Genomic DNA, 24,168 nt, shown 5'->3' with positions numbered 1-24,168 from the left:
TCGCGGGCGTAGAAGGCGGAGGCGGCGTTCGGTCGCGGGATCAACCTGAGGCCGCGGGAGTTGGGGGCCGCGCCGGGGCCCGGTCACTGGACCGGCTCCGGTTCGCGGGCGGCTGTGGCCGTGCCCTCGACGGTGATCACGGGCAGGTTGGCGCCCAGCACTCGGACGTGCGCCCGCACGCGGGCGGTGGCCACCTCGCCATCGCCGCCGATCTCGACCACCGCGCCGGGCTGCGCCACCCGGGCGCCCGCGGCCGCACCCGAGTCGCCGCGCGCCTCCGCCAGCGCCGCCTCGCGGGCGGCGTCGAGGCACTGGCCCTTGGCTGCCACCGCGCCGACCGCCGCCAGGCCGGCGAACAGCAGCAGCATGAGCGCCGGCAGCCCGGCCGCGAGCTCGGCGGTGAACGCTCCCCGGTCGCGGCCGGGCCACCGGCGCCGCCTCACTTCAGCGCCCGGGCGATGATGCCGGTCAGCGCCGCCGTCACGCTTCCGCCGGTCACGACCTTGTAGAGGATCCCGGCGAACGCGACGGCCGCGAGCGTGCCGACGGCGTACTCGGCCGTGTTCATCCCCGCGTCGGCGGCCTCGGCCCGCAGCCGGGCGTAGTTCGCGATCAGTGTGCGCACGTGGTTCTCCTTCGGTTGTGGTGGCGACCGGCCCGCGGCCGGCCCTGGTGGTCCCCGGTCACAGCACGTCGCCGAGGACCGCGATCAGCACCGGGACAAGCCCGGCCAGCAGGAAGGCGGGGAGGAAGCACAGCCCGAGCGGCAGCACGATGAGCACGCCGGCGCGCTGCGCGGCCGCCTCGATCCGGACCGCCCGGTCGGCCCGCAGGTCGTCCGCGAGCCGCCCGAGCGCCCCGGCCAGCGCGCCGCCGCTCGCGCTGGTTCGGACGGCCGCCGCGATCAGCCGCTCGGCCCCGGGAATGCCGTCGAGGTGCGCCCACGCCTCGGCCGGGGCCGCGCCCAGCGCCAGCGATCGGGCGGTGCGCCGCAGCCGGGTCCCGAGCGGCCCGTCGAGCGCGTCGGCGACCGCTGCCGCCGCCCCGTCGACCGGCGCGCCCGCTCGCAGCGCCGCCGCCAGAAGGTCCGCACCCAGGGGGAGGTCCGCCGCGGCGGCCCGGCGCTCCTGCCGTACGCGGGCCGGCTCGCGTTGCCGCAGGAAGCGCTCGGCCCCGGCTCCGGCGGCAACGCCGAGCAGCAGGCCCCACCACGTCCCGACGAACCACGCCACCGCCAGCCCGGCCGCTGCGGCCACGAGGATGCGGGTACGGCGCTCGGCGTCCGAGGGCGAGGACGAAGCGGACGGCGCTGGACGCACCGCCGCGAGACGGCGCCGCACCGCGCGGCCACCAGCAATCGGCGCCACCACGAGCGCGAGGGCGGCCGCCGCGATCAGCAGCGCGATCACGACGCCACCGCCCGCCGGCCGGCCGGTGCGGGAGCCAGAGCAGGCACGCCGGCCGAGGCAGGCACGCCAGGCGCTGCGGACACGCCGGCCGGCCCGGGCACGCCAACCGCCGTGGACACGCCGACCGAAGCAGGCACGCCAGCCGTCGCAGACACGCCAGCCGAAGCAGGCACGCCAGCCGCCCCAGACACGCCAACCGCCGCGGATACGCCGGCCGTCGCAGACACGGGAGCCGCCACGGACACGCCAGCCGAAGCAGGCACGCCAGCCGCCCCAGACACGCCAACCGCCGCGCCCACGCCGGTCGCTGCGGAGACGGGTTCCGGCCGCGGCAGGCATCCGTCACGCCGGGCCAGCAGGGCTGCGACGCAACAGGGCCGCAGGGGCACCTGCCCCGGCCTTCCGACTCGCAGGAAGTCGGCCAGCGCGCACCCGCCGGTCATTGCGCCACCCCGCCGACGAGCCGCTCGGCCCATAGCAACCCCGCGGTCTGCAGAACCACCGCGCCGAGCCCGCACGCCGCGCCCAGCGGCGTCCGCAGCAGCACGTGAAGCGGATCCGCTCCCATGAGCAGCCCGAGACCGAGCCCAGCGGCCGGCAATGCCGCCAGCAGCACGGCCGTGGCCTGCGCGCCGGCCGCCTGCGCCGCGGCCAGCGCTCCCGCCCGGTCCGCAGCCCGCGCGTCCGCCTCGATCCGCTCGACCAGGTCGGCGGCCGGCGCCCCCGTACGCTCCGCCAGCCGCCACACCGACCCGGTCAGCCGCCGCAAGCGATCCGCGGGCCCGCCCGCACCCGTCCCCTCGCCGAGCCTCGCTTCGGCCGTCCGCCGATCCGACCCCACCGCGGCCATCCGCTCGCTTGACCCAAACGCGGCCATTCGCTCGCCCGGGCCGGCGGTGGGTATCTCAGGCGGCAGCCCGGCTCGAAGGTCGGCGGCTAGCGAGGCCAGCGCATCGAGCGCCGCCGACCGCGCCACCGCCGCACGCCGCCGGGCGGAACGCCGCAGCAACGCCCGCGCGGCCAGCCCCGCGTACGCCCCCGCGACCACTCCCCCGACCGGCCCGCCCACGAGAAGCCCCGCGCCGGCCACCGCGCCCACGCCGCCCAGCACGGCCCGCCGGGGCGACCGCCCGGCGACCGCGAGAACCCGGGCCGCCAGCACCGCGAGCGGAACCCGCGGCAGCCGCATGCGTCCGTGCGGCAGCACGATCACCACCGCGCCCGCCGCGAGCAGCAACGGCCCCCAGCTCACGGCGCCACCACCGGCGGCGAGAGCACCGCGGGAACGGCCACCCCGCGGGCGCTCAGCATGCGCGCCAGCTCGAACGCGCCCGGCCCGGCGCCGCGCAGCCGCTGCCACGCCGGCACCACGGTGGCCAGCCGGTTCTCGCCCGCGGGCAGCAGCACGCTCACCGACTCGAGCACGCGCCCGCGGTCCGTACGCCGCACCTGCAGCACCACCTGTAGAGCCGCCACCACCTGGGCGTGCAGCGCGGCCCGCGGCAACCCGCCCAGCATCCCCAGCGCCTCGAGCCGCGCGGGCACGTCGGCGGGCGTGTTCGCGTGCAGCGTCCCGGCCCCGCCGTCGTGGCCCGTGTTGAGCGCGCCCAGCAGGTCGACGATCTCGGCTCCCCGGCACTCCCCCACGACCAGCCGGTCGGGCCGCATCCGCAGGGCCTGCCGCACCAGGTCGGTCAGCCCGACCGCGCCCGCCCCCTCGACGTTCGCGGTGCGGGCCTGCAGCGCCACCACGTGCGGGTGCAGCGGGCGCAGCTCGGCCGCGTCCTCGACCAGGACGATCCGCTCGGTGGCGGGCACCATCCCGAGCAGCGTGGCCAGCAGCGTCGTCTTGCCGCTGCCCGTGCCGCCGGTGACCAGGTAGGCCAGCCGGGCCTGGACGATCGCCGTCAGCACCGGGGCGACCGTGGGCGCGACCGTGCCGTGCTGGACCAGGTCGTCGAGGCGGAACGGCCGTTGGCGGAACGTGCGCAGCGACAGATAGGGGCCGTCGGTCGCGACCGGCGGCAGCACCGCGTGCAGACGGGTGCCGTCGGGCAGCCGGGCATCCGCGTACGGCTGGCCGTCGTCGAGGCGCCGCCCGCACGCGGCCGCGAGGCGCTGAGCGAGGCGGCGTACCTCCTCGCGGTCGCCCAGCACGACCGGCGCCCGCTGCAGCCCCGACCCGCGGTCGACCCAGACCGCCAGGCCGTTGACGAGCACGTCGGTCACCTGCGGATCGGCCAGCAGCGGAGCCAGCGGCCCCGCGCCGACGAGCTGGTCGTGCACCCGGTCGGCGAGCCGCAGCACCGCCGTGTCGCCCAGCACCGCGGCGTCGGACTCGGTGCGCACCGCCTGCACGACCGCGGCCGGGGTCGCCGGCACACCCTCGACGGCGAAGCGGTGCCGCACCCGATCGGCCACGACCGGCGCGGAGGCGGCGAGGCGGCTGCCCAGACCCGCGTACGCCGTCATGCCGCCACCGCCGTCGAGCCGCCCAGCAGGTCACCGAGCACCCGGCGGCACAGGTCGGCCAGATGGCCCTTGCCGTCGGAGCCCGGTGGCCGGCCGCGCTCCACCTCCTGCGGGATCGCCGGTTCCGGTCGCAGCGTGCCGATCAGCGGCAGCCCGAGCGCCGAAGCGATCTCGCGCGAGCGCAGCCGCCCGGGCGCGGGCCCGCGGACGACCAGCGACAGCTGATCCCGGTGGGCCCGCACCATCCGCACCACCCCGGCGGCGGCCGCCGCGGCGCGCACCTCGGCCGGCACGATCAGCACCGCCTGGTCGGCGCACTCGAGCGCGAGCACTCCGGCGTCGTCGAGCCGGCGCGGCAGGTCGACGACGATCACGTCCCGGCCGCGGCGGGCCGCGTCGACGGCGGAGGCCATCGCGTCGGCGGGCACGTCGGGCACCGTGTCCCGGTCGAACGACAGCAGCACCAGGTCGCCGTGGTGCGGCAGCGCATCGAGCAGGCTCGGCGGGTCGACGCGCCCGCCGGCCTCGGCGATCGCCGACCAACGCAACCCGTCCCGGCGCTCCCAGCCGAACATCAGGTCGAGCCCGCCGCCGAGCGGGTCGGCGTCGATGAGCAGGGTGCGGTGGCGCTCGGCGATCGCGGTCATGGCGAGCCCGGCGGCGAGCGTGCTGGCGCCGGCGCCGCCACGTCCGCCGATCACCGCGACCACGCGGCCCAGCGGCTGGTCGAGGTGCTCGGCGAAGCGGTCGACCACCCAGCTCTCGGCGGTGGGCAGCTCGGCGATGTGCTCGACGCCGTGCGCACCGGCGGCCTGCCACATCGCCTCGGACACGGGGCCGTGGCCGACCACGGCGACCCGGGACCGGCGCGGCAGCCGGGCGCGCAGGCAGGCGTCGAGCTGATCGGCGCCGATCATGACGAGCGGGGCGGCGCCGTATCTCGGGCGGGCGGCGGCCGGGTCCGCGGCCACGTCGACCTTCGTGCCACCGGCCGCGGCGAGGCGCAGCAGGTCGTCGAGCAGGTCGGGGTCGGCGGTGACGACGAGGGGCAGTCGGACAGCGGACATCGGCGGTCTCCAGCGCGGCGCGGAAGCGGGTGAGGCGGCCACCTTCACCGACTGCGAAAGCCTTCGCCAGCACCGAATTCGCGCGCTGTGGACAAGATTCGGCGCTGTGGACAACGCGTACCCGCCGCCTGGATCTGGTATGGCGGCCGGGCGCCGGCGCCGAGTGGAACAGGCGGGCATTGGGTATGTTGATGCGGACACGAACCGATGGGGTTGGCATGGACAGTTCGATCCACCGCGCGCTGGACGCCGACGGCGCGGCCGTCGTGACCGTCGACAGCGAGATCGACTTCTCGAACGCGGACGAGCTGGCCGCCTGCCTGCGCGACGCCGTCTCCGATTGGTCCCCGCCGATCGTGCGGGTCGACCTGGCCGGTGCGGCGTTCATCGACTCCACCGGCCTGGGCGCGCTGATCGAGGGCTACCGCGCCGCGACCGACACCGGCTCCCGATTCCTGGTCGTCAACCCGACGACCATGCTGCGCCGGGTGCTCGACGTGACCGGCCTCTGCGATCTGTTCGGGCTGACCGGCACCGTCGAGACCGCCGCCGAGCCCTCCCAGGCCACCGGCGCCTGAGACCCGGGCCCGCAAAGGGAACGACCCCCGTCGGGGGAGACGGGGGCCGTCCGAGGATTCGGCTCCGGGGGGGTCGAGCCGAATCGACTCGGTGATCGCGGGGGGCGCAACCACCGAGGGCTGGGGTGGATGGAGCTGAAGTCGATGCAGCGGAGGGTGCCGGGCGCGACCGACGCAACATGAATCGCGGTCGCAACAGGACAAGCATGCCTCACCGACGCAGCACAGTCGAGTACCGATTGTCGCCGACTGCGATATCTGCTGCCGTCTGACCGATTTCACAGCGCGTCACCAGGCGGCGCGCGAACTCGGGCGCGGGGCGCCGGTTGTGAACGACTTACGACTACACTTGCCGCCCGTGGGCCTGAGCGCCGCGTTTTTCGACCTCGACAAGACCGTCATCGCCAAGTCCAGCGCGCTGGCCTTTGGACGGCCGTTCTACCGTGACGGCCTGATCAGCCGGCGTGACATGGTCAAGTCTGCTTACGCACAGCTGATGTTCCGGCTCGGGGGCGGCACCGACGAGCAGGGCATGGCCCGCACCCGCGACTACCTCGCCGCGCTGTGCAAGGGCTGGCGGGTCGAGCAGGTGCAACAGATCGTCGCCGAGACGCTCGAGGAGCTCATCAACCCGTACGTCTATGCCGAGGCAGCCTCGCTGATCGCCGAGCACCAGGCGGCCGGGCGCGACGTCGTGCTGGTCTCGGCGTCGGGCGACGAGATGGTCCGCCCGATCGGCGCGCTGCTGGGCATCACCGACATCATCGCCACGCGCATGGGCATCGTCGACGGTCGCTACAGCGGCGAGGTCGAGTTCTACGCGGCCGGCCCGAGCAAGGTCATCGGGGTCCGCGAGCTGGCCGCCGAGCGCGGCTACCAGCTGGCCGACTGCTACGCCTACTCCGACTCGAGCAGCGACCTGCCCCTGCTCGAGTCCGTCGGCCACCCCAGCGCCGTCAACCCCGACCGTGCCCTGCGCCGCGCCGCCGTCGAGAACGAGTGGCCCATCCTCGAGTTCCGCCACCCGATCCCGCTGGGTCGCCGGCTGCGCGATCGCCCCGCGGTACCGGTGGCCGCTGCCGCCCTGAGCGTCGGCGTGGGCGCCGCGATCGGCCTGGCGATCTACGCCCGCCACCGGCGCATCGCCAAGGCTCCTGCCTGAGAGCTGCCGCGCTCCGGGGCGTACGCCCGCAGTGAGCAGTACGAATGGCTTTAGTCTGACTAATGCCAAAAGCCAGATTTGCCGGGCCCAAGCCCTGGCGATCATGTGTCGGCGAGGCGTACAAAGAACTGGCGAGGATCGAAGCGGAACGGCCGGGATGCCTGGCCGGTGAAGCGACGAGATTCGTGCACGGCCACCGGGAACCCACGCGCGATCAGCCACGGCAGGCACGTTGCTACGGGACCTCGACCCCCTGGGCTTCATTTGAGGAGCCGCGAGGTTGGGGACTGTCGACAACGACCCAGGTGCACGCTTGATAACCCGGTCGGACGAGCAGCAGCCGGCGCCCCAATTGCGGGACGCCGGCTCTAATCGTCTCGGGCGCGGTCAGCTGCTGCGCGCGGCCAGGTGGCGGGTGCGCAGCTCGTGATAGACGGCGCGGAACAGCTTCGGGCGCGCGTGGAAGTCGACGCCCTGCGCCCACAGCTCGGTGTTGACCGTCGAGCCGTCGTACCGCTCGATCAGCACGGTCTGCCCGCTGGGGATGTTCCACGGGCCCAGCCGCTGGCTCGCCTCGTGCAGGCGCACGTGGGAGACCTCGTCCCAGCGCATCGTGCGCGACCGCAGCAGCCCGTGGATGCGCAGCCCGCCGGGGCCGACGTACGCCCCCATCTGCAGGATGCGGTGCGCGCCGATCACCCAGAGCACCGCGAGCGCGCACGCGAGCAGGCGTACGCCGTGCCAGTTCAGCTCGAACGTCTCGATCGAGGTCCAGGCCAGCAGCGCCAGGGCGAAGGCCTCCCACCCGATGACGAGCCAGCGCCCGGCACCCGGCGTGTACGGCCGCTCCCAGGTCTCCACGGAAAAAGTCTAGAAGCCGCTGGTCAGGGGGTGAGGTGGTTCGCACGGACCCACAACTCAATGACCGGTCATACGGTCGCCAGCACATTGTCGCCGATCGCGGTGATCTCGTCGGCGGCGACGATCACTGCGGCAGCGTAGTGGCGCAGCCAGGAGCGCACGCCGTCGGGGGTGCCGGTGGCGTAGGCGCCCGCCGAGCCGACGTACTCCGGCTCGCGTGCCTGGTGCCCGACCTCCACGGCGACCAGGCCGCGCGGGTCGAACCCGCGGTTGATCAGCGTGAGCCGGGCGGCGGCGCGGGCGACCACGCCGGCCGGACCGGCGAACGGGCGCAGCGTGAGCAGCTCGGCGTGCACGATCGCGGCGAGCAGCAGCGGAGGCGTACGGTCGTTGCCCGCGACGAGACCGGCGAGCATGTCCACGCGTTCCGCGCCTCCAGTGAGCCGGCCCAGGTCGGACGGCGGGACGACGCCCCGGGCGGCGAGCACGTGCAGCTTGGCGAGCGCCTGGCGGGGCGCGCGGGGCCACAGGTCGACGAGCGCTCCCACGCCCTCGGCGACCCGCAGCGAGCCCTGCACGACCGGGCCGGTGACAGTTCCCGCCCGTACCTCGTCGAGGTCGTGAGCACTGCCCTCGAGCGCGGCACTCGCCACGGCCGCGCGCAGACTCGCCTCGGCGGCGACCCGTCCGCCGTGCCGGCGCAGCGCGCGGTGGCGCATCGCGGCGTCCACCCGCTCGCGGGCCTCGGTCAGGGCGGGAGCGACGTCGGCGAGGTCGAGAAGCGGGGCCAGGGGATCCACCCGAACACCGTAGCCGGAAAACCGGGCGAAACATGGGGTGCGCAAACAGGCTCACAACTGGCAAGATTCGCGCATGACCAAGCACGTGGTGGTCATCCAGCGCGGCCATCGCACCATCCGGCGCGCTGTTATCCACAGGTCTCGCCGGTATCCATCGGCGCAACTAGTGTGCAACGAAGAAGCCCGGGTCAGCAGTGAAGAGGAGCCGCCCTCATGAGCGAGACATTGGCGAACCTGTCGTCGGAGAGCCGGCAGTTCCCGCCGCCCGAAGCGCTGGCCGCGGCCGCCAACGTGCAGGCCGGCGCCTACGAGGAGGCGGCCGCCGACCGTCTCGCCTTCTGGGCCGCGCAGGCCGACCGGCTCACCTGGGCCAAGAAGTGGGACCAGGTCCTCGACTGGTCGAACCCGCCGTTCGCCAAGTGGTTCGTCGGCGGCGAGCTCAACATCGCGTACAACTGCATCGACCGGCACGTCGAGGCGGGCCGCGGTGACAAGGTCGCCATCCACTGGGAGGGCGAGCCCGGCGACACCCGCACCATCACCTACGCCGACCTGCTCAAGATGGTCAGCCAGGCCGCCAACACGCTCACCGACCTGGGCGTCGGCGCCGGCGACCGGGTGGCGATCTACCTGCCGATGATCCCCGAGGCCGCTGTGGCCATGCTGGCCTGCGCACGCATCGGCGCGACCCACAGCGTCGTCTTCGGCGGCTTCTCCGTCGACGCGCTCGCGACCCGCATCGCGGACGCCGACGCCAAGCTGGTCATCACCGCCGACGGCGGATACCGGCGGGGCAAGCCCTCGGCGCTCAAGCCCACCGTCGACGAGGCCGTCGCGAAATCGCCGAGCATCGAGAACGTGCTGGTCGTACGCCGTACCGGGCAGGACGTCGCGTGGACCGACAAGGACAAGTGGTGGCACGAGACCGTCGAGCAGGCCAGCCCCGAGCACAAGGCCCAGCCGTTCGACGCCGAGCACCCGCTGTTCATCCTCTACACCTCGGGCACGACCGGTAAGCCCAAGGGCATCCTGCACACCACCGGCGGCTACCTGACCCAGATCTCCTACACGCACCACGCGGTCTTCGACCTCAAGCCGGACTCCGACGTGTACTGGTGCACCGCCGACATCGGCTGGGTCACCGGCCACTCGTACATCGTCTACGGCCCGCTCTCCAACGGCGCCACCCAGGTGATGTACGAGGGCACGCCGGACACGCCGGGACGCGACCGCTTCTGGCAGATCGTCGACAAGTACAAGGTGTCCATCCTGTACACCGCGCCCACGCTCATCCGCACGATGATGAAGTGGGGCGACGACATCCCGGCCGGCTACGACCTGTCGTCGCTGCGCATCCTCGGCAGCGTCGGCGAGCCGATCAACCCCGAGGCCTGGATGTGGTACCGCAAGAACATCGGCCGCGACCGGTGCCCCATTGTGGACACGTGGTGGCAGACCGAGACGGGCGGCGTCATGATCTCGCCGCTGCCCGGCGTCACCGCCACCAAGCCCGGCTCGGCGATGACCCCGCTGCCGGGCATCACGGCCGACGTGGTCGACGACCAGGCGGAGTCGGTGCCCAACGGCGGCGGCGGCTTCCTGGTGCTGCGCGACCCGTGGCCGTCGATGCTCCGTACGATCTGGGGCGACGACAAGCGGTTCCTCGACACGTACTGGTCGCGGTTCGGCGCGGGCGCCGGCTCGGGTGACGAGTGGATCTACTTCGCCGGCGACGGCGCCAAGAAGGACGAGGACGGCGCGCTCTGGCTGCTCGGCCGGGTCGACGACGTCATGCTGGTCTCGGGCCACAACATCTCCACCACCGAGGTGGAGTCGGCGCTGGTGTCGCACCCGTCGGTGGCCGAGGCCGCGGTGGTCGGCGCGACCGACCCGACGACCGGCCAGGCGATCGTGGCGTTCGTGATCCCGCGCGGCAACGTCGACACCGAGGGCGACGCGGGCGAGCAGCTCAACGTCGAGCTGCGCAACCACGTGGCAAAGACGCTCGGCCCGATCGCGAAGCCGCGCCAGATCATGCTCGTCCCCGAACTGCCGAAGACCCGCTCCGGCAAGATCATGCGGCGGCTGCTCAAGGACGTGGCCGAGCACCGCTCGCTGGGCGACGTCACCACGCTGCAGGACTCCGCGGTGATGGACCTCATCTCGTCCGGCATGAAGACCGGCAAGTCCGAGGACTGACCCCGCCGCACGCGGCGCCCGGCCTGCCCGGGCGCCGCCCCCGCGACGGACGTGAAACCGCTACGCTTTGCGCCGCGAGTTCGGTCACGGGGGTGCTTGGTCATGCTGAGGTCCATCACGGGGACGGCGGGAGCGCTGTCCCTGGCGCTGCTGCTGGCCGGCGGCTGCTCGTCCGACGACGATCCCGCGGCGTCCGGCGCCGTCCCGGTCTCGGCCGGCGAGTCCGCTGCCGCGGCTGCCTCGGCCGGCGCCCAGCCCACGGCCGACGCCACGGAACCCGGCAGCGCGGGCAGCGCCGCGGCCCAGCCCGGCGAGGCAGGAACAGCCGAGACGCCGCCGAGCCGCCCCGCCGGCCATGTCCTTCCCAACCCCGACCCGGCGAACCGCGGTTGGATCACCGCGACCGTGACCGGCGGCTCCGGCAAGTGCTGGACGTTCCGGAGCGCCGACGGCGAGACCTGGTCGGTGTACTCCGCCAAGCAGGTGCCGCTGAGCAAGGGCGACAAGGTCCGGGCGCGGCTCACCCCCGGCAAGACACCGGTCGACTGCGGCTCCGGCAAGGCTGCCACGCTCGGCCGGCTGCTGATCGCCGAGGGCTGAGAGAGCACCGCCGCGGGCCTGTCAAGACCGCCGGCGCAGGGCCGTCACAGGAAACCTCTCGACGGCAACGCCTACCCTGGAGCCCATGGGCGGTCGGGTGGATGAGTCGTGCGTGCTGGTCGACGGGCCGTGGACCCATCGCTTCGTCGGCGCCAACGGCAGCCGCTTCCACGTCGTGGAGGCCGGCACCGGCCCGCTGGTGCTGTTCCTGCACGGCTTCCCCGAGTTCTGGTGGGCGTGGCACGACATGCTGCCGCGCATCGCCGACGCGGGCTTCCGGGCCGTCGCCATCGACCTGCGCGGCTACGGGGCGAGCGACAAGCCGCCGCGCGGCTACGACGGCTACACGATGGCGGCCGACATCACCGGGCTGATCCGGGCGCTCGGCGAGCGCAACGCCACGGTCGTCGGGGCCGGCGCGGGCGGCATGATCGGGTGGGCGGCGGCCGCGTTCCACCCGAAGCTGGTCAACCGGCTGGTGGTGCTCGGCGCGGCCCATCCGCTGCGGCTACGGGCGGCGCTGTTCGCCGATCCGCGCGGCCAGTTCGCCGCGTCCTCCTCGGCTCTGCGCTTCCAGGTGCCGCGGTACGAACACGTGCTCACCCGCGACAACGCCGCCATGGTGGGCGAGCTGATGACCCGCTGGGCCGGTCCGCAGTGGAACGGCACGCCGGAGTTCGACGACTACGTGGCGCGCTGCCGGGAGGCCATGCAGATCCCGCAGGCGGCGTTCTGCGCGCTCGAGGCGTACCGCTGGGTCTTTCGCAGTGCCCTGCGCCTGCAGGGATACCGGTTCGTCAAGCTGATGCAGCGCCCGCTGGTCACGCCGACGCTGCAGCTGCACGGCGAGTTCGACACCGCCACCCTGCCGAGGACCGCGCAGGGCTCGGGGCGTTACGTGCTGGCGCCGTACGAGTGGCGGCTGATCCCGGACACGGGTCACTTCCTGCACCAGGAGGCCACCGACGTGGTGACCGGCGAGGTGCTGCGCTGGCTGAAGACCGCCTAGATGCGCTGCTCGCTGAGGTCGGACACCTCGTGCAGCGGGGCCCAGCCCTGGTAGACGCCGAAGTCGAACTCCTCGAGGCCGAGCCGGCGCGCGACCGGGGCGCGGCCGCCCGCGTACTCGACCCGCAGCCACGAGTTGGCCTCGGCGAGCACGATGAACTCCGCACCCCGCCAGGTGCACGTGGTGCGGACGTAGACGAGCTCGTCGTACTCCTCGGGGGTCAGCACCCGCACGTAGCGGCCGGGGCGCACCTCGGTGAAGCCGTCGGCCGGATCGGAGCGGTAGATCCGTACGTTGTCACCGTCCGGGGCAGCGTCGTACTCCCGGCCCTGCCAGGCGACCACGTAACCGTCACGCATCACTGCTCACCCACCCGGCGCCACAGCGGACCGTCGTTGTCGAAGATCGCGATCATGCGCTCGGAGCCGTCCGCGTCGATCCGCCACAGCTGCGCGCCGTGCGGCAGCCGTACGCTGTCCACCTTGAACTCGGCGATCACGTCGCGGCCCTCACCGGGCGCGAACCCGTTGCCGCGGAACGGCGCGCGCTCGATCACCCAGCCGTCCATCGCGCGCAGCGCCTGCTCGTTCTGCCCGCCGTAGGGGATGCGGTAGAGGCTCGGGCGGTACGCCGGCCAGCGCAGGACGTACGCCTCCTTGGCGTCCGGCTGGTGCGGCGAGGTGTCGTAGCTCAGCCCGAGGGCGGCGAAGAGCTCCCCCGGCGTACGCAGATGTTCCACCTCGGTGGCCCGGTGCACGAAGCCTGCGACCCGGTCGTAACCCCGCTCGAGGTAGTAGTCGACCTGCTCGGGCGGCAGCGTCTTCTGCATGACCGTGGCGTGCTGCGCGTCGTCGCTCGCCGGCTCGGGCGCGGGCACCGGAGCGGCCTCGTCGAGCAGGCCGTCCGGATCGGTGCCCAGACCCGACTCGGCGGCCCAGTTGGCCAGCGCGATGACCTGCGGGCCGGGGTACTTCGCGCCGATCGGGCCGGTCGGGTTGACCGCGAACGACCAGCCGGGGTCCGGCCAGTTGCGGATGAGCTCGATGAAGCGGACGTTCACCGTGCGGGTCGGCTCGGAGAAGTGGTCGGAGAGGCGGTCCCGGCTCGTGAAGACGATCAGGAACGTCTCGCCGTCCATCTGCTCGGTGCGGAACGCGAACCCGGACTCGCCGGGAGCGCTGCCCGGCCGCGAGTGGTTCGCGACCGGCACGAGCACCGTGGCCAGCAGCAGCGTGGACAGGAACGCGTCGGTGTTGTGCCTGCTCGCGGCCTCGAAGAGATCCTGCTCGACGTCGTTGGCGGGAACGAACGCCACCTCGGGCTGCGGGGGCGGAGCGGGGGTGCGCTGCTCCAGCGGCGGCTGGGCGCCGAGGCGGGCCGGGCGGTCGCTGCCGGGCGAGCCGGGGATGACCGGCGGGGACATCGGCTGGGGCGCGGTCTCGGCCCTGGTCTGGAAGGCGGGGAACGACGTGAGGCCGGGGCGGTCCGACGCCTGGGTCGCCTGGCGCCGGGGCAGCGGCGTGCCGAAGCCGCGGCCGGGCTCGGCGGGCGTGACCGGCTGCGGGGCCGTGGTCGGCGGGGTCTGTGGAGTCGCCGCCGGCGCCGGTGAGGTCGCCGCCGCCGGCGCCGGTGAGGTCGCCGCCACCGGGGGCTGCGGGGCCGCCGCGGGGGCTTGCGGAGCCGCCGCGGGGACCTGCGGAGCCGCCGCGGGGGCCTGCGAGGTCGCCGCGGGTGGGGTCTGCGGGATCGGTGCGGCGGGCGGAGCGGGCGGGGCGGGCGGGGCGGAGATCGGGGGCATGACAGGCGGGGCGGTGCGCTGAGCGGCCTGCGGGGAGGCCGGGCCCTGCGGGAAGCCGCCGGGCTGGCGGTCGCCGGTCGGGGGCGCGGCGAACCCGGACGGCTGCTGGGCGTCGGACGGGCGGCGGCGCGGGAGATCACCGAGGGCGCCCGACGGGGGCGACCAGCTCGGGTTGAACGGCGTCTCCTCCGGGTCGTGCGGGGCGATGTGGTCGGGCACCGGCGGCGTCTGCGCCATGGGGGTGCGGACCGGCAGCGGGCCGCTCGGGTCCTGCAGCGCTCCGCGCGGATCTTGCACCGGGCCGCGCTGGTCCTGCGCCGGGCGTCGCTCGTCCAGCCCCGGGCCGCGCGGATCCTGCACCGGGCCGCGTGAGTCCGGGGTGGGAGCGGAGACCGGGGGCTGGATGGACGCCGGGGGCACGGGCGGCGGCTGGTAGGCGGTCGGCACTGCGAGCGGGGGCGCCGGAGGCGCCGAGATCGGCGGCGCCGGGGCGGAGGCGGGACCACGGGCGGGCAGGCCGCTCGGCAGCACGGTGCCGGGTGTGCGGACCGGGAGGCCGCCGGGGCCGACCTGCTCGGGCTTGGGGCCGGGCGCCTCGGGCGCGGCCGGGGCGAAGCCGGGACGTGCGGGGGCGTGGCCTGCCGCGGCCGGGCTGGTGGGCTGGCCGTACGCGGGGGGCGCGCTTGCCGGGCGACCGTAAGGAGGAGGCGCGCTCACCGGGGAAGGCGGGGCGCTCGCCGGGCGGTTGGCAGCGGGCGGAGCGCTAGCCGGCGCGGCGGCCGCGGGCTGGCCGAATGCGGGCGGCGTGCGGGTCGGCAGGCCGTTCGCCGGTGGCTGACCCGGCGTGCGGGTCGGCAGGCCACCCGCCGGCGCCGGACTCGGGGCAGGCGACGTCGTGCGAGTCGGCAGACCGCCGGCCGGAGCTGGGCTCGGGGCCGGCGACGTCGTACGGGTCGGCAGACCGCCGGCGGGCGGCTGGTCAGCCGGCGTACGCGTCGGCAGGCCGCCGGCCGGGGGCTGGTCCGGCGCGGCGGAGGGCGTACGCGTCGGCAGACCTGCGGGAGCGGCGACGGACGGCGTACGGGTCGGCAGACCACCGCCGGGAGGCTGGTCGGGCGTGCGGGCGGGCAGCTCGCTGGCCGGAGGCTGACCGGCGGGCTGGGCGTAGGCTCCGCCGTACGTGTTGGCGGCGGCCTGACCGTAGGCGGCGGGCGCTCCCGGCAGCTGCCTGCTCTGCGCGGCGGCCGGATATTGCGGGTAGGAGCCCGTGGCCGAGGTGAGCGGCGCACCCTCATGGGTGGGTCCGCCGGGGCGAGCCGCTTCCTCCTGGCCCGCGGCGGCCGCGTTGGCCGCCATCGCCGCAGCCTGCAGATCCGTGACCTTGCTGTTGCCCGTCCGGGACTCGGCGCGCCCCGGCCCGCGGGTCGGCAGCCTCAGGTCGCCGCGGGACAGCTGCGCCACGAACCACGCCGGCAGATAGCCCTCGATCGGCAGGCCGGGGTTGACCGCCAGCCACCACTCGAGGTTGGGCCACGTGTTGGCGAGCTCGGCATAGGGAACCCGGCGCGCGGAACCGGTGTAGTCGGCGAGACAGGCCTGCAACGCGGCCGTCGACGTGAAGGCCAGCACGTGGGTGCGGCCGCCGGTGCTCCAGGTGCCCCAGCCCAGCGGCGCGAGGCCCGCCAGGGCGTCGGCCGAGACGGGCAGGAGCAGGTCGACGCCGGAGAGAATACGGAAGTACGACTCCTGGTCGTCGGTGCGCAGCGCATCGCGCATGGCGACCTCGGCGTCCGTAGCCGGCTCCCACTCGGACACGTCCACCTCTCCCCACCGCGCGACGAGGCCTTCTCAACGCGTACAACCTACAAGGTCAGGCCGCGATGACAATGGGCGGCGGTAGGCAGACGACCAAGTCGGCTGTACGGCGCGCCCGCCGCGCGTCCGGAAGCTTCCCGAAGTGCCGTTTCGGTCGCTTGACGCGATCGATCAACCACCGATCGTAGCGGTATCGGCCGATTCGCCTAGTACGCGTTCGGGCGACACTAAGCTACGCAACAACGGACCAAGCGGACATTCAACTCCGAACAGCACAACGGCCGGCCAGTCGTCGACTGGTCCGGCCGTTTGCCGAGGCTCACTGGAAGCGCTGGGTGGCCTGCTTCTCGGTGCTGATGTAGTCCTCCGCCGAGCGGTCGACGGCGCCCTTGATGTTCTGCAGGATGGTCGTGAGGTCGTTGGCGGCCGCGCGCCACGTGGCCTGCCGCTGGTGGTAGGCCGCCTTGGCCTCACCGTCCCAGCTCTCGACCAGCGGAGCCGCGGCGGCCTCGATCTCGTCGAGCTTCGTCTGCAGCGTGCTGACTGCTTTCTGGATGTCGGCGCCGGCCTGCTGCAGGGAGCCGAAGTTGACGAGAAGCATTCCGTCGTTGGGCATGTCTGGTCTCCGTCCTCTACAGCGGCAGCGAGAAGTTGCCGCCGGTGCTGGTCACCCGGCTGGCCGCCTCGGTGTCGGTCGCGTCGTAGCCCACTCCGGACTGCTTGAGCGACTCGGCGGTCTGCGCCAGGGCCGCGTTGAGGGTCTTGAGGTCGGCCTCGTACTGAAGCTTGACCTGCTCGAACGCCGCGGCGCCCAGGCCCTTCCACGTGCTGCTGAGCGAGGAGAGCTCCGTCATGAGCGTGCTCAGCATCGTCTGCAGTTCCTGGTTGGCGTCGTCGAACTTGACGGCGGTGTTCGCCATGTCCTGTGCTTGAGCTTTCATTCCGGCCACCCCGGAAGTCACCCCGCTTTCTCGTTCGGGTCGCCGACCATGTCTTGATCCGTTGTGGACGGACGGTGATCACCCGTCCTCGACATATCGACGTTGGCCACCAGGCTAACCCCTGACCACAAGCCTTGAGGGGCGGGCCGTGAGCGGCCGATCACTTTCCATGACGTCGCCGACCGTAGCGAAAGCCGTCAAGACGCGGTAGCCCGGAATCGGAAGCTGTGGATAACTTCGGCTGTCCACAGCCCGCTCCGGCGGTGGGCCGCAGCCCCTACGATGGGCCCGCACGACGACGGATGCGGAAGGCGGTGTGACGTGACGGTTGGTGTGGCAGGCGACCGGGACCACCGTGATCTCTCCGGTACCGTGCAGCCCGGAGCGAGCGCCCGCCCGCTCCGGCGTGGACGGTTGTTCGGCATCCGGGCGGGTCAGCTCGTCGCCACCCAGGTCGCCGCCGTCGCGGTCGCGCTGGGCGCGCTCAACGGGCCGATCGGCTTGGTCGCGGGCGGCGTCCTGGCCCTGGCGGTGCTCGCCCTGACCTGGCTGCGGCTGCGGGGTCGCTGGGCCTTCGAGTGGCTGGGCGTCGGCCTGCGCTTCGGCGGGCGTCGCCACTCCGCTCCGGTCGACGCCGGTCCGGCGGCATTGCTGCAGTTCGTCGCGCCCGGCGCGCGCGTCGAGCAGACCGACCTCGCGGGCGATCCGGCCGCGGTGGTCGTCGACGGTCACGGCCTCACCGCGGTTCTCGAGCTGGGCGATCCCGCCGGCCTGCTCGCCGAGGACGCGCCGGCGCTGCCCTCGCCGGCGTCGCTGCTGCCCTCCGCCGAGGCCGAGCTGCCCCCGGTGCTGATCCAACTGGTGCTGACCGGGGCGCCGGCGCCCGCGGTGCGGGCTGGTGCGGGCACTCCGGCGAACTCCTACCGTCAGCTCACCGAGGGGCGCCTGCTCGGGCACAGCCGGGCAGTGCTGGCCGTACGGGTGCTGCGGTCCGAGGGCTGGTCCGAGGAGGAGCTGCGCAGGTCGCTGTCCGGGCTGGTGCGCAAGCTGGTGCGCCGGCTCTCCGCGGTGCCGGCCCGGCCGCTGGGCGAGGCGGCCGCGCTGCGTGTCATCGCCGAGCTCGCGCACGACGACGGCGCCGGCTCGGCCCAGGAGACGTGGCCCGGGCTGCGCGTCGGCGGTCTCGCGCAGTCGACCTTCCGGCTGCGGCGCTGGCCCGATCCGAGCGTCGAGACGTCGCGGCGCCTCGTCTCCCGCCTGCTCGCGCTGCCGGCCGCCGCCACCACCGTGTCGCTGACCGCCGGCCCGCAGGCGGCGCACGGCCCCACGCCGCTCGACCTGACGGTGCGCCTGGCCGCCCCCGACCCGGGCTCGCTGGGCGTGGCCGCCCAGGCGCTGCGCAAGCTGCTGTCGGGTGAGCACGCGGGCGCCCAGCGGCTCGACGGCGAGCAGCTCGAGGGCCTGTTCGCGACGCTCCCGCTGGGCGGCAGGCCGCGCGCCGTGCCCGGCCTCCCCGACGACGGGGTGCAGCCGGCCGAGCAGCTCGAGGGCTTGCACCTGCCGGTCGGCACGTCGGGACTCATGCTGGGGCGCAACCGGCACGGCAGCCCGGTGGTGATCCGCCTGTTCCGTCCCGAGCAGACGCGGGTGCTGCTGGTGGGCGGCGTGCGCTGCGCGCAGCTCGTCGCCCTGCGGGCGATGGCCCTGGGGGCGCGGGTGGTGGTGCAGACCGCGCGGCCGAGGGCGTGGGAGCCGTTCGTCCGCGGCGCGGCCGTGCCCGGCGAGTCGATCGCCGTGGTGCCGCCCGGCCGCCCGATCGGGATCGCCGCCGGGTCCGCCCTGCACCCGCTGCTGGTCGTCGTGGACATCGGTCCGGTGGGCGCCGACAACCGTCCGGGCGACGGCTGGCAGGCCACGCTCGTGGTCCGCGACGAGTTCTCGGCCGCCGACGTCGACGTGGCGTCGCGCGCCGACCTGCTGATCCTGCAGCCGCTGCGGCCGGAGGAGGCGAGCCTGATCGGCGGCGCGCTGGGGCTGGGAGAGGTCGCCCAGTGGATGACGCGGATCCGCCCCGACATGGTCGGCGTGGTCAACCGGCGGGCGGTCCGCTGGGCGGCGCTGGCCCACACCCCCATCGAGACCCAGCTGACCGGACCACCCGGCCGCTGACGCCCGGCCACGGGGTTCGGTTACCTCGCGACATCGGCCGGGCTGACCCGACCGCTCGTGGCAGGCCACGGGCTTCGGCTGGCTCGTGATGTCGGTCGATTGGCTGCAAGATCGGGGTGTCGCGGCCGGGAGTGGCGTGATCGTGGCACCATTCGGGGCCATGGGTCTCATCATCCGGCTTCTGATCACGGCTTTCTCGCTGTGGCTGGCCACCGTGCTGATCGACGGGATCGAGCTGACCACCGACGTCGTGTCGGAGCAGATCATCACGCTGCTGATCGTCGCCGTGATCTTCGGCGTGATCAACGCGGTGCTGCGGCCGATCATCAAGGTCGTCGGCTGCGGGCTCTACGTGCTCACGCTCGGGCTGATCGCGCTGGTCGTGAACGGCGCGCTGTTCCTGCTGACCAGCTGGATCGCGGGCCGGTTCGACCTGCCGTTCCACGTCGACGACTTCTGGCCGAGCGCCGTCCTGGGCGCCCTGCTCGTCGGCGTCGTGAGCTGGCTGCTCAACATGCTGGTCCCGGACGGCGACGACTGACCGGCGCCGCCGCCCACGACATGATCGAAATGGGCTGGCGATTCGGGGCCGCCACGGCTTGACTCGGTGCGTGCTGCACGAACTACGCGACGACGGATACGAGCTGAGCTCCGAACGCGAGCGCATCGACGTCCCCCGGGTGCACCGGTGGCTCTCCACCGACGCCTACTGGGCCATGGAGCGGCCGCTCGAGCAGATGCGGGCCGCCCTCGACGGCTCCGAGGTGTTCGGCATCTACGGGCGCGACGGCGCTCAGGTGGCGATCGCCCGGGTCGTCACGGACGGCGCCGTCTTCGCGTACCTGTGCGACGTCTACGTCGAGCCGGCACACCGCGCCCGCGGGCTGGCCGGCTGGCTCGTCGGCACGCTGCGCGACCACTACGCCGCCCGCGGCCTCAAGCGCTTCCTGCTGGTCACGCGCGACGCGCAGGCGATCTACGCGCGGCACGGTTTCACGGAGGTCCAGCCCGGCCGCTGGATGGAATGTCACCTCCGCACCCCGTGAGGTCAGCCATACGGCAAGGAGCGATCAGCGCTTCTGGCCTTACGGTGGAGCAATGAGCGACGAACGGCGCGGATATCTGTACGGCCTCGCGGCGTACGTGATGTGGGGTTTCTTCCCGATCTACTTCAAGCACCTGCAGCCCTCGTCGCCGCTGGAGATCCTCGCCCACCGGGTGATCTGGTCGGTGGTGTTCGTCAGCCTGCTGCTCGCGGTGGTGCGCAACTGGAGCTTCCTCAAGCGCCTGGCGCGCAGCCCCAAGCTGCTGGCCGGCATCTCGCTGGCGGCGCTGCTGATCGCGGTGAACTGGGGCACGTACATCTACGGGGTCAACTCGTCCCGCGTGGTCGAGACGGCGCTGGGCTACTTCATCACGCCGCTCGTCCTGGTGCTGCTCGGCGTGACCGTGCAGCGCGAACGGCTGCGCGTGCTGCAGTGGGTGGCCGTCGGCGTCGGGGCCGTCGCCGTGGTCGTGCTGACCATCGACTACGGCCACCTGCCGTACATCGCGTTGATCCTCGCGGCCAGCTTCGGCACCTACAGCCTGGTGAAGAAGCGGATGTCGCTGCCGCCCGCCGAGGGCCTGTTCGTGGAGTCGTCGGTGCTGGCGCTGCCCGCGCTGGCGTACGTCGCCTGGCTGACCGCCGCCGGTGACGCGCACTTCGGGCACGTCTCGGCGACCCACACCGTACTGATGATCTCTTCGGGTCTGGCGACCGCGCTGCCGCTGCTGCTCTTCGCGAGCGCGGCCAACCGGGTGCCGATGGTCGGGATCGGCATCCTGCAGTACGTCGCGCCGATCCTGCAGCTCGCCGTCGGGCTGCTGATCTATCACGAGCCGATGCCGCCGGCCCGTCTCGCCGGTTTCGCCCTGGTGTGGGTGGCGCTGATCGTCTTCACCGTCGACGCGTTGCGCCGCCGTCCCCGCGTCGTGGCGGGAGAGACGGCGGCCGGCCCGACAGCCGCCACCGTCGAGCCGGCCACCACCCTGCCACCCCGCTGACCCGGAATCAGAAGGTCAGGGGACGTCGTAGGCGAGCAGCACCTTGCCGTCGTACTGCACCAGTTCGAGCCGGGACAGGCTGCCGCGGCCGAAGTGGGTGACACCGGGCATCGCGAACTCCGCGCCGGGCGACGCCTGCCACGAGCCGAGCTGCTCCTTCTGCTCGTCGGGACCGTACGCGATGAGACGGAACGTGTAGGGGCGCGCCGCCGCGCTGCTGTAGGAGCACAGCAGGTCGATCTTGGTGCCGCCGCCCGTGCTCGTCAGGTGCACGGAGGCGGAGACCGGAGACGAGGCCTCCACCGCGGTCATCGCGATGGCGGGACCGGCGGGCGGGGACGCCGGCGCGGCGCTGTCGTGGGTCCAGGCGATCACCCCGGCCGCGATCAGGGCCACGAGCAGACCCGCGGCTGCGGTGCTCACCATCCGTACGCGGGAAGCCTTTTTGCGCCGTTTGGCATCGGGCTGCAGCGTGGCCCACTCGCTGGTCGCCCAGTCGCGCAGCGAGGCGCCGGGATGGCCCGCACCGCTGGTCAACGTGGGGTCGAGGAGCTTGGCGAACTCCTTGGCATCGAGCCGGGACAGCACGTCGGGCAGAGCCGAGATGTCGGCCACCGCCTCGCGGCAGAACGAGCACGTCGCCAGGTGGCTCTCGTAGGCGGCGCGCTCCGCCGGCGACAGGGCGCCCAGCACATAGGCTCCGTCGTCGTGCTCGTGCTCGCAGTGCACCCCGTCACCACCCTCCGCCGAATCCCCGCTGGCACCCTGTCTTACGAGGGAGAATGACGAGAGGTTCAACGGAGTCTTAGCTCCGCACGTCAGGCCGTGGCGGACTCTCCCGCCGACAGCGCCTCGGCCACGCTGCGGGCGGCCGCGGTCAGCTTGGCCCGCACCACGCGCGCCGAGGTGAGCATCTCGGCGGCCGGCAGCGCGCACGCCAGAACGAGCCGGCGTTCGATGTCGCGGTCGGCGATGACCAGCACCGACGCGCACGCCAGCCCCTGCCGGAACTGGCCCATCTCGAGCTGCATGCCGCGCCGCTCCCCCGCCGCGAGGTCGGCCTCCAGCGCCTCCGGCGTGGTCAGCGTCGCTGGCGTGAACCCGCGCATGCCGTAGTCGCGCAGATAGCGCGCCCGCTGATCCGGCGTGAGCGTGGCCAGCAGCGCCTTGCCCAGCGCCGTGGCATGACCGCCCTCGTCGAAGCCGGGCGTCATGTCGTCGAGAAACGGCGAGCGGGCGCCCTCGGCCGAGGCGGTCACCGCTATCCGGCCGCCGACGAAACGACCCAGGTAGTGGCTGTATCCGCTGTCGAGCGCGGCACGCCGCAGCGCCTCGCCGACGGCCGGCGGTCCGCGGAACGCCGACACGAGCTCCCGATACCGGTCCGCGATCTCGAGACCCACGATGTACGTGCCGTCCTCGCGGCGGATCACGTAGCCCTCGTAGGCCAGGGTGCGCACAAGGTGATACGTCGTCGCGACGGTCAGCTCGCACCGTCGCGCTATCTGCTTCACGGTGAGTCCGCGCGGAGCCCGGCCGACCGACTCGAGCACACGCAAAGCGCGTGACACGCTCCGGATCAGGTCTGACGGCTCCGCCAGGGGGTCGCGCACAGCTACCTCCGACGCCAGGGACTTACACCATATGAATAATCTTCCCCCGAGGGAATGCCAAATGGGATGTGGATCACGATCGATTTGTACGAGCCGTGTGGTCATTAGCACTCACCGCGCTCGAATGCATTCTGTAGTCCTAGTCTTCGAGGGATGGTCCACTCTCCGCCGCGCCCGGCGACCGGTGCCGTACGGGCGTCCGTCAGCGCGCTGACCACGACGATCGCGGTCAGCGTGCCGGTGTTCCTCGTCGGCGGCCTCGCCGTGCAGATCGGCGACGACCTCGGCTTCTCGCCCGCCGGGCTGGGCCTGGCCGTCTCGGCCTACTTCGGCGCGAGCGCGCTCGCCTCCGTCCCGGCCGGGCACCTCGTCGAGCGGTACGGCGCCACCCGGGTCTCCCGCACCGGGATCGCCCTCTCCGCAGCCTCGCTGCTCGGCGTGGCCGCGTTCGCCGATACATTGTGGAGCCTCATCGCGGTCCTGGCGCTCGGCGCGGGCGCCAACGCCATGGGGCAGCTCGCCAGCAACACCACCCTGTCCCGGCACGTCCCGCCGCGGCGGCAGGGCCTCTCGTTCGGCATCAAGCAGGCCGCCATCCCCGTCGCCACCCTGCTGTCCGGCGCCGCCGTGCCGACCGTCGCGCTCACCCTCGGCTGGCGCTGGGCCTTCGTCTTCGTCGCCGTGCTCGCCGCGGCGGCGCTGTTGCTCGTCCCGCACGAGCCCACGACCGCCTCGACGAAGGCAGCCACCGGCGCCAAGCGAGCGACCGGCGCACTCGTCGTGGTCGGCATCGGCGCCACCCTCGCCTCCGGCTCCGCCAACGCGCTCGGCACGTTCCTCGTCGATTCGGCCGTCGCACGCGGTATCTCCCCCGGCCCGGCCGGCCTGGCGCTCACGTTGGGTAGCGCAGTCTGCGTCACCGCGCGCATCCTCGGCGGCTGGCTCGCCGACCGCTGGCCCGAGCGCCAGATCGCCGTCATCTCCGCCCTCCTGCTGACCGGCTGCGCGGGCCTGGCGCTGCTCGCCGTGCCCGGCGGGCTGCCGCTGGTCGCGGGCGTCGTGCTCGGCTTCGGCTTCGGCTGGTCCTGGCCCGGGCTGATGAACTTCGCCGTTGTCCGCCTCCACCCCCAGGCCCCGGCCGCGGCCACTTCGATCACCCAGACCGGGGTGTACGCCGGTGGGTGCCTGGGGCCGCTCGGGCTGGGCACGGTCGCCACGACCACCGACTACCGCACGATGTGGGTGGTCGCCTCGGCCGCGATGCTGACCGCCGCGGGGGCCATGCTGCTCGGCAGCCACCTGCTGCGGCGGCATGCTCCTGAGGCGGTCGCTGTGGCTTGAGGTGGCAGTTTCGGGTCTGGGGGCAGCAGCACCTCACGTTGCCGCTTTCTCAGGGGGCCGTACGGCTCGATATCCCATGGCCGTACTCACCTCTCCAGCAAAATGCAGCCGCCGCTGGCGTGCCCGCTGCAAGGCGGCCGCGCGACTAATGGCACCCGTCCCCCAAGCCGGCGCACGCCCCACCGCCGTCACCGCTGTGCCCAGGTCCAAGCCGGCCCCACGGCTGACGACACCTCGTCTCGCACCAGCGCACGCAACCGCCATCACCGCGGTACCCAGATACCGGCT

24 protein-coding genes are annotated in these 24,168 nt (G+C 73.5%); 10 read left to right on the top strand and 14 right to left on the bottom strand.

The window, feature by feature from the left end:
- Positions 1–83: 83 nt before the first annotated feature.
- From ACSNN8_RS14855 to ssd, 6 genes are all read right to left on the bottom strand, one after another.
- Complete coding sequence (locus ACSNN8_RS14855) at positions 84–443, bottom strand: TadE family type IV pilus minor pilin (RefSeq protein ID WP_436649768.1); 360 nt, start codon at positions 441–443, stop codon at positions 84–86.
- The gene (locus ACSNN8_RS14850) at positions 440–568 is read right to left on the bottom strand and encodes a DUF4244 domain-containing protein (protein ID WP_436650724.1); all 129 of its coding nucleotides are present in this window, start codon (positions 566–568) and stop codon (positions 440–442) included. Before ACSNN8_RS14850 ends, ACSNN8_RS14855 begins: the two co-directional genes overlap by 4 nt.
- 115 nt (positions 569–683) lie before the next feature.
- A complete protein-coding gene (locus ACSNN8_RS14845) occupies positions 684–1,370 on the bottom strand; it encodes a type II secretion system F family protein (RefSeq protein WP_436650723.1) in 687 nt (228 codons plus the stop codon).
- Between the two features lie 478 nt (positions 1,371–1,848).
- On the bottom strand, positions 1,849–2,661 hold the full coding sequence (locus ACSNN8_RS14840; RefSeq protein WP_436649767.1) for a hypothetical protein: 813 nt from the start codon (positions 2,659–2,661) through the stop codon (positions 1,849–1,851).
- Positions 2,658–3,881, bottom strand: coding sequence for a TadA family conjugal transfer-associated ATPase (locus tag ACSNN8_RS14835; RefSeq protein ID WP_436649766.1), 1,224 nt, complete (start codon positions 3,879–3,881; stop codon positions 2,658–2,660). Before ACSNN8_RS14835 ends, ACSNN8_RS14840 begins: the two co-directional genes overlap by 4 nt.
- Positions 3,878–4,948, bottom strand: a complete 1,071-nt coding sequence (gene ssd / locus ACSNN8_RS14830; RefSeq protein ID WP_436649765.1) for a septum site-determining protein Ssd — start codon at positions 4,946–4,948, stop codon at positions 3,878–3,880. Before ssd ends, ACSNN8_RS14835 begins: the two co-directional genes overlap by 4 nt.
- Before the next feature lie 218 nt (positions 4,949–5,166).
- Between ssd and ACSNN8_RS14825 the strand changes: the two genes are divergently transcribed.
- Together ACSNN8_RS14825 and ACSNN8_RS14820 are read left to right on the top strand one after the other, a co-directional pair.
- Positions 5,167–5,526, top strand: coding sequence for an STAS domain-containing protein (locus ACSNN8_RS14825; protein WP_436649764.1), 360 nt, complete (start codon positions 5,167–5,169; stop codon positions 5,524–5,526).
- 358 nt (positions 5,527–5,884) lie between these two features.
- The gene (locus ACSNN8_RS14820) at positions 5,885–6,688 is read left to right on the top strand and encodes an HAD family hydrolase (RefSeq protein ID WP_436649763.1); all 804 of its coding nucleotides are present in this window, start codon (positions 5,885–5,887) and stop codon (positions 6,686–6,688) included.
- A gap of 387 nt (positions 6,689–7,075) precedes the next feature.
- Here ACSNN8_RS14820 and ACSNN8_RS14815 read toward each other — a convergent pair whose 3' ends face one another.
- Both ACSNN8_RS14815 and ACSNN8_RS14810 read right to left on the bottom strand, forming a co-directional pair.
- Entirely contained in the window at positions 7,076–7,549 is a 474-nt protein-coding gene (locus tag ACSNN8_RS14815) for a PH domain-containing protein (RefSeq protein ID WP_436649762.1), read from the bottom strand.
- A 68-nt stretch (positions 7,550–7,617) separates the two neighbouring features.
- The gene (locus ACSNN8_RS14810) at positions 7,618–8,349 is read right to left on the bottom strand and encodes an oxidoreductase (RefSeq protein WP_436649761.1); all 732 of its coding nucleotides are present in this window, start codon (positions 8,347–8,349) and stop codon (positions 7,618–7,620) included.
- Between the two features lie 213 nt (positions 8,350–8,562).
- Between ACSNN8_RS14810 and acs the strand changes: the two genes are divergently transcribed.
- The 3 genes from acs to ACSNN8_RS14795 all read left to right on the top strand — a co-directional run bounded on the left by acs (position 8,563) and on the right by ACSNN8_RS14795 (position 12,157).
- Positions 8,563–10,548 carry an acetate--CoA ligase gene (gene acs, locus ACSNN8_RS14805; protein ID WP_436649760.1) on the top strand — a complete coding sequence of 662 codons (1,986 nt, stop codon included), beginning with the start codon at positions 8,563–8,565 and terminating at the stop codon, positions 10,546–10,548.
- A 102-nt stretch (positions 10,549–10,650) separates the two neighbouring features.
- A complete protein-coding gene (locus tag ACSNN8_RS14800; RefSeq protein ID WP_436649759.1) occupies positions 10,651–11,148 on the top strand; it encodes a hypothetical protein in 498 nt (165 codons plus the stop codon).
- An 85-nt stretch (positions 11,149–11,233) separates the two neighbouring features.
- Positions 11,234–12,157 carry an alpha/beta fold hydrolase gene (locus ACSNN8_RS14795; protein WP_436649758.1) on the top strand — a complete coding sequence of 308 codons (924 nt, stop codon included), beginning with the start codon at positions 11,234–11,236 and terminating at the stop codon, positions 12,155–12,157.
- On the opposite strand, the gene ACSNN8_RS14790 is transcribed toward ACSNN8_RS14795, so the two are convergent.
- The 4 genes from ACSNN8_RS14790 to ACSNN8_RS14775 all read right to left on the bottom strand — a co-directional run bounded on the left by ACSNN8_RS14790 (position 12,154) and on the right by ACSNN8_RS14775 (position 16,711).
- The gene (locus ACSNN8_RS14790) at positions 12,154–12,519 is read right to left on the bottom strand and encodes a hypothetical protein (protein WP_436649757.1); all 366 of its coding nucleotides are present in this window, start codon (positions 12,517–12,519) and stop codon (positions 12,154–12,156) included. The genes ACSNN8_RS14795 and ACSNN8_RS14790 overlap by 4 nt on opposite strands.
- Positions 12,516–15,770 carry an SseB family protein gene (locus ACSNN8_RS14785; RefSeq protein WP_436649756.1) on the bottom strand — a complete coding sequence of 1,085 codons (3,255 nt, stop codon included), beginning with the start codon at positions 15,768–15,770 and terminating at the stop codon, positions 12,516–12,518. Before ACSNN8_RS14785 ends, ACSNN8_RS14790 begins: the two co-directional genes overlap by 4 nt.
- 319 nt (positions 15,771–16,089) lie before the next feature.
- The gene (locus ACSNN8_RS14780; RefSeq protein ID WP_436649755.1) at positions 16,090–16,386 is read right to left on the bottom strand and encodes a WXG100 family type VII secretion target; all 297 of its coding nucleotides are present in this window, start codon (positions 16,384–16,386) and stop codon (positions 16,090–16,092) included.
- A 16-nt stretch (positions 16,387–16,402) separates the two neighbouring features.
- A complete protein-coding gene (locus ACSNN8_RS14775; protein ID WP_436649754.1) occupies positions 16,403–16,711 on the bottom strand; it encodes a WXG100 family type VII secretion target in 309 nt (102 codons plus the stop codon).
- A 414-nt stretch (positions 16,712–17,125) separates the two neighbouring features.
- Here ACSNN8_RS14775 and eccE point away from each other — a divergent pair, with 414 nt between their 5' ends.
- The 4 genes from eccE to rarD all read left to right on the top strand — a co-directional run bounded on the left by eccE (position 17,126) and on the right by rarD (position 20,926).
- Positions 17,126–18,880 (top strand): type VII secretion protein EccE, encoded by a 1,755-nt coding sequence (gene eccE / locus ACSNN8_RS14770; RefSeq protein WP_436649753.1) that lies wholly within the window; start codon positions 17,126–17,128, stop codon positions 18,878–18,880.
- Between the two features lie 160 nt (positions 18,881–19,040).
- Positions 19,041–19,421: a phage holin family protein gene (locus ACSNN8_RS14765; protein ID WP_436649752.1), complete on the top strand. Its 381-nt coding sequence runs from the start codon at positions 19,041–19,043 to the stop codon at positions 19,419–19,421.
- Between the two features lie 70 nt (positions 19,422–19,491).
- Positions 19,492–19,926 carry a GNAT family N-acetyltransferase gene (locus ACSNN8_RS14760; RefSeq protein ID WP_436649751.1) on the top strand — a complete coding sequence of 145 codons (435 nt, stop codon included), beginning with the start codon at positions 19,492–19,494 and terminating at the stop codon, positions 19,924–19,926.
- 52 nt (positions 19,927–19,978) lie between these two features.
- A complete protein-coding gene (rarD, locus tag ACSNN8_RS14755) occupies positions 19,979–20,926 on the top strand; it encodes an EamA family transporter RarD (RefSeq protein ID WP_436649750.1) in 948 nt (315 codons plus the stop codon).
- A 15-nt stretch (positions 20,927–20,941) separates the two neighbouring features.
- Here the strand turns inward: rarD and ACSNN8_RS14750 are convergent, their stop codons facing one another.
- The gene (locus tag ACSNN8_RS14750; protein ID WP_436649749.1) at positions 20,942–21,655 is read right to left on the bottom strand and encodes an anti-sigma factor family protein; all 714 of its coding nucleotides are present in this window, start codon (positions 21,653–21,655) and stop codon (positions 20,942–20,944) included.
- Between the two features lie 89 nt (positions 21,656–21,744).
- Positions 21,745–22,539, bottom strand: coding sequence for an IclR family transcriptional regulator (locus ACSNN8_RS14745; protein ID WP_436649748.1), 795 nt, complete (start codon positions 22,537–22,539; stop codon positions 21,745–21,747).
- Between the two features lie 153 nt (positions 22,540–22,692).
- On the opposite strand from ACSNN8_RS14745, the gene ACSNN8_RS14740 reads away from it, so the two are divergent.
- Positions 22,693–23,880 (top strand): MFS transporter, encoded by a 1,188-nt coding sequence (locus tag ACSNN8_RS14740; RefSeq protein ID WP_436649747.1) that lies wholly within the window; start codon positions 22,693–22,695, stop codon positions 23,878–23,880.
- Positions 23,881–24,168 lie beyond the last annotated feature (288 nt).

Origin of the sequence: Actinoplanes sp. URMC 104 (assembly GCF_051386375.1) — a bacterium.
Lineage (GTDB): Bacteria > Actinomycetota > Actinomycetes > Mycobacteriales > Micromonosporaceae > Actinoplanes.
Note: the sequence above shows the minus strand (reverse complement) of the source record. Positions and strands in the feature narration are given on the sequence as shown.

What these genes read in the sequence shown, in the direction of transcription:
- ACSNN8_RS14850 (WP_436650724.1), bottom strand. Translation starts at nt 568, where the DNA reads ATGAACACGGCCGAGTACGCCGTCGGCACGCTCGCGGCCGTCGCGTTC.
- ACSNN8_RS14835 (WP_436649766.1), bottom strand. Translation starts at nt 3,881, where the DNA reads ATGACGGCGTACGCGGGTCTGGGCAGCCGCCTCGCCGCCTCCGCGCCG.
- ssd (WP_436649765.1), bottom strand. Translation starts at nt 4,948, where the DNA reads ATGTCCGCTGTCCGACTGCCCCTCGTCGTCACCGCCGACCCCGACCTG.
- ACSNN8_RS14825 (WP_436649764.1), top strand. Translation starts at nt 5,167, where the DNA reads ATGGACAGTTCGATCCACCGCGCGCTGGACGCCGACGGCGCGGCCGTC.
- acs (WP_436649760.1), top strand. Translation starts at nt 8,563, where the DNA reads ATGAGCGAGACATTGGCGAACCTGTCGTCGGAGAGCCGGCAGTTCCCG.
- ACSNN8_RS14800 (WP_436649759.1), top strand. Translation starts at nt 10,651, where the DNA reads ATGCTGAGGTCCATCACGGGGACGGCGGGAGCGCTGTCCCTGGCGCTG.
- ACSNN8_RS14795 (WP_436649758.1), top strand. Translation starts at nt 11,234, where the DNA reads ATGGGCGGTCGGGTGGATGAGTCGTGCGTGCTGGTCGACGGGCCGTGG.
- ACSNN8_RS14780 (WP_436649755.1), bottom strand. Translation starts at nt 16,386, where the DNA reads ATGCCCAACGACGGAATGCTTCTCGTCAACTTCGGCTCCCTGCAGCAG.
- ACSNN8_RS14775 (WP_436649754.1), bottom strand. Translation starts at nt 16,711, where the DNA reads ATGAAAGCTCAAGCACAGGACATGGCGAACACCGCCGTCAAGTTCGAC.
- ACSNN8_RS14765 (WP_436649752.1), top strand. Translation starts at nt 19,041, where the DNA reads ATGGGTCTCATCATCCGGCTTCTGATCACGGCTTTCTCGCTGTGGCTG.
- rarD (WP_436649750.1), top strand. Translation starts at nt 19,979, where the DNA reads ATGAGCGACGAACGGCGCGGATATCTGTACGGCCTCGCGGCGTACGTG.
- ACSNN8_RS14740 (WP_436649747.1), top strand. Translation starts at nt 22,693, where the DNA reads ATGGTCCACTCTCCGCCGCGCCCGGCGACCGGTGCCGTACGGGCGTCC.